General features: G+C 40.4%; 4 protein-coding genes. All 4 read right to left on the bottom strand.

The genetic code is table 11. The annotated features are described in order from the left end of the window. Nucleotides 1–43 precede the first annotated feature (43 nt). The 4 genes from tsaA to ACKI5G_RS02350 all read right to left on the bottom strand — a co-directional run bounded on the left by tsaA (nucleotide 44) and on the right by ACKI5G_RS02350 (nucleotide 2,508). Nucleotides 44–727, bottom strand: coding sequence for a tRNA (N6-threonylcarbamoyladenosine(37)-N6)-methyltransferase TrmO (tsaA, locus tag ACKI5G_RS02365; protein ID WP_407397291.1), 684 nt, complete (start codon nucleotides 725–727; stop codon nucleotides 44–46). Nucleotides 728–813: 86 nt separating this feature from the next. After that, nucleotides 814–1,212, bottom strand: a complete 399-nt coding sequence (locus tag ACKI5G_RS02360) for a HEPN domain-containing protein (RefSeq protein ID WP_407397289.1) — start codon at nucleotides 1,210–1,212, stop codon at nucleotides 814–816. Next, nucleotides 1,202–1,519 carry a nucleotidyltransferase domain-containing protein gene (locus tag ACKI5G_RS02355; protein WP_407397287.1) on the bottom strand — a complete coding sequence of 106 codons (318 nt, stop codon included), beginning with the start codon at nucleotides 1,517–1,519 and terminating at the stop codon, nucleotides 1,202–1,204. Before ACKI5G_RS02355 ends, ACKI5G_RS02360 begins: the two co-directional genes overlap by 11 nt. A 536-nt stretch (nucleotides 1,520–2,055) precedes the next feature. Further along, on the bottom strand, nucleotides 2,056–2,508 hold the full coding sequence (locus ACKI5G_RS02350; RefSeq protein WP_407397285.1) for an RtcB family protein: 453 nt from the start codon (nucleotides 2,506–2,508) through the stop codon (nucleotides 2,056–2,058). Between the last annotated feature and the right edge of the window lie 125 nt (nucleotides 2,509–2,633).

The raw sequence follows: 2,633 nt of genomic DNA, 5'->3' as shown, positions 1-2,633 counted from the left end.
AGATTATAATATTTCAATATGACCTATATATGACCTGTATCCCTTAAATTACATGTATTACTTTTAACTTTTTATCATTTACAGAAAATTTAATTTCCATTTTGCCAAAGGGAAAACCATAAACCCGCTCTGGATCATGATGATAAGACGGACGAGGGTCATTTTGCAGAACCCCCAGCAGGGCTTCGCGCTGCTCTACAGGCACCTTCTCCAGTAACTTTGGCGGAATATCCACTTCCAGCATTCGGTTCCACCCGCCGCTGCGAAATCCCTCTGTAGCCTCGGGATGACTGTCAGCATAGGGAATATAAGGCTTTATATCAAGAATCGGGGTACCATCCATCAAATCCGCCCCACTCACCGTCAGCACCGGCCCCTCTGAGGTGTTCAGCTCCACCTTTTCCAGCTTCACGCTGGAAAGACCAATGGAATTTGGACGAAATGGCGAGCGGGTAGCAAACACTCCTACACGGGTATTGCCACCTAAAATAGGCGGTCGCACTGTCGGCGACCACCCCTCACGTACATTCTCCGAAAACTGCCAAATAAGCCACAAATGCGAAAATCCTTCTATTCCCCTTACAGCTTCTGCACTTCTATATTCTGGCTCAAACACAATCCTCCCCTTTAGCTCCTTCACCACCCCACTTTGCCGGGGAATACCAAATTTTGTAGGAAAATCCGTCCTTATCCGGCCTATTATTTTCATTTCAATTTTATCTGTCATAATGAACCTCTTTTAAAATAAAGGCTGGCAACATAAGCTACCAGCCAATAAAATACTATAAACTCACCTTTATCACATATCTATCATTATTCTTCCCGTTCTTCATTATCCTTTGCATGGATTTTTTCAATCTTTTGAAATAGGTCATCCGCCAATTTCATTATCTGGTCCACCTTGCGGACTGCCAAACGATAATTTTTGATATATCTGGTCTTACTCTCCATAGACGTAATGGTTTCAGCCCAAGGTTCCAATTCTTCAAATTCTCCTTCTGCGCACAGCGCTAAAAGGCTGTCTATATCATGAGTTCTTGGATAGTCAACACCGTTCAGTTCCAAATGATGTTTTAATGCAAGCTCTATGGCCTGCTGAAGAAGAAAACCTACCGTATTAAGTCTTATTTCATCATCAGTCTTATAACGATATAATAACTTCGCAGACTCAAGATTACTTTTGGCAATATCCAATAAAGTATCATCGCTCATACACTGTCACCCCTTTTTCCTGTATCTCAGACAATAATTCCGGCGATACAGAAAAATTCGTCCATTTATCCCACACGACGGTCTGAGATGGATAAGTAGGAAGTTTTGGCTTCTGTTCATCAAGCTCAAAATAAATATCTATATCACTCCAGGGATTGCATGCGGATGTTACACTACTGCCAAAAACGATAGCTTTTTTTACATTGGGATCATGTCGACACACTTCAACCATATCCGCCACATGTTTTTGCTTGGTAGGAAAAATATGCCTGGCATTCAAAAAATTTTTACTGACCAATTTCCACATACAATCACCCCCATCCAACTTAACTTATATTATTATACCATACCGAGCATATAACAGATATAGACACGGAGGACTCAAATGCTTGACTTAGTAACAACCAGCCAATTCCGTAAGCAACCTTATCCTCACAGCTGCGCGCACTGGTACACATTCTGACTTGTTTTGACGGCTATTACAGCCATCTTTTTTGTGCTTTTATATTTTTTATAAATGCCATCATTTAATACGTGTTAGGCACCGGGGTATCACGCAACATCTCTTTCATCTCTTCCCTTGCTATAAGTTTTACACCATTGTCTTTAGCTAACTTTCTTGCTCCATCAGTAAAACTGGTATCCTCCAGTATGAAATACAACGTAACATATTCTATACCAGAATTATACCAATTAATAATTTCACTTTAGTCGCTTGGGAAGCGACATTTAGGAAATGTAATAATCCCTTCCTTTAGACACTTCTATTTCTTTCCCACAAATCCTGCAAAACCTCAACGGATTTGATAATTCAAACCCGTTGAGATTATGCTTGAAATAATTTCACTCCGCTGCCTTGAAGTTATAAACTGGTTTCATTACATCAATTATCTCCACCGTATCACCAATGACATCCACTATATCATTTAGTGACTTATATGCCATTGGAGCTTCATCCAGGGTGGACTGGCTTATGGACGTTGTATAAATCCCAACCATTGACTGTTTGTATTCATCCAGAGACAACTGTGCCTTAGCCTGCATTCTTGACATTATTCTTCCAGCACCATGAGGCGCAGAATAGTTCCAATCAGGATTCCCTTTACCAACAGCCAATACACTTCCATCACACATATTAAGTGGAATAAGCACCTGTTCCCCTTTATGGGCTGCAATGGCACCTTTACGAAGAATCATTTCATTGATATCAATATAATTATGAATTGTATGAAACCCATCTATTCCCTTTATTCCAGTTCTGTCTAATAATACTTTTGCTATACATAGGCCATACAACGCTCATGTTCACCTTTTACGAAAAGTCCACTGTCTGGATCTGTTGTACTAACTGTGCGGGTAGTTTCCTTTGGTGTTTCATCTTTCTTTAGAGGCGATTTGCCATGCCTGTTCCTGTCGTTGTT

The sequence above is a fragment of the Anaerovibrio sp. genome (assembly GCF_045637405.1).
In the GTDB taxonomy this organism is placed as follows: Bacteria; Bacillota; Negativicutes; order Selenomonadales; family Selenomonadaceae; genus Anaerovibrio.
The sequence above is the reverse complement of the archived record's forward strand: the minus strand, read 5'-3'. Positions and strand labels throughout refer to the sequence as shown.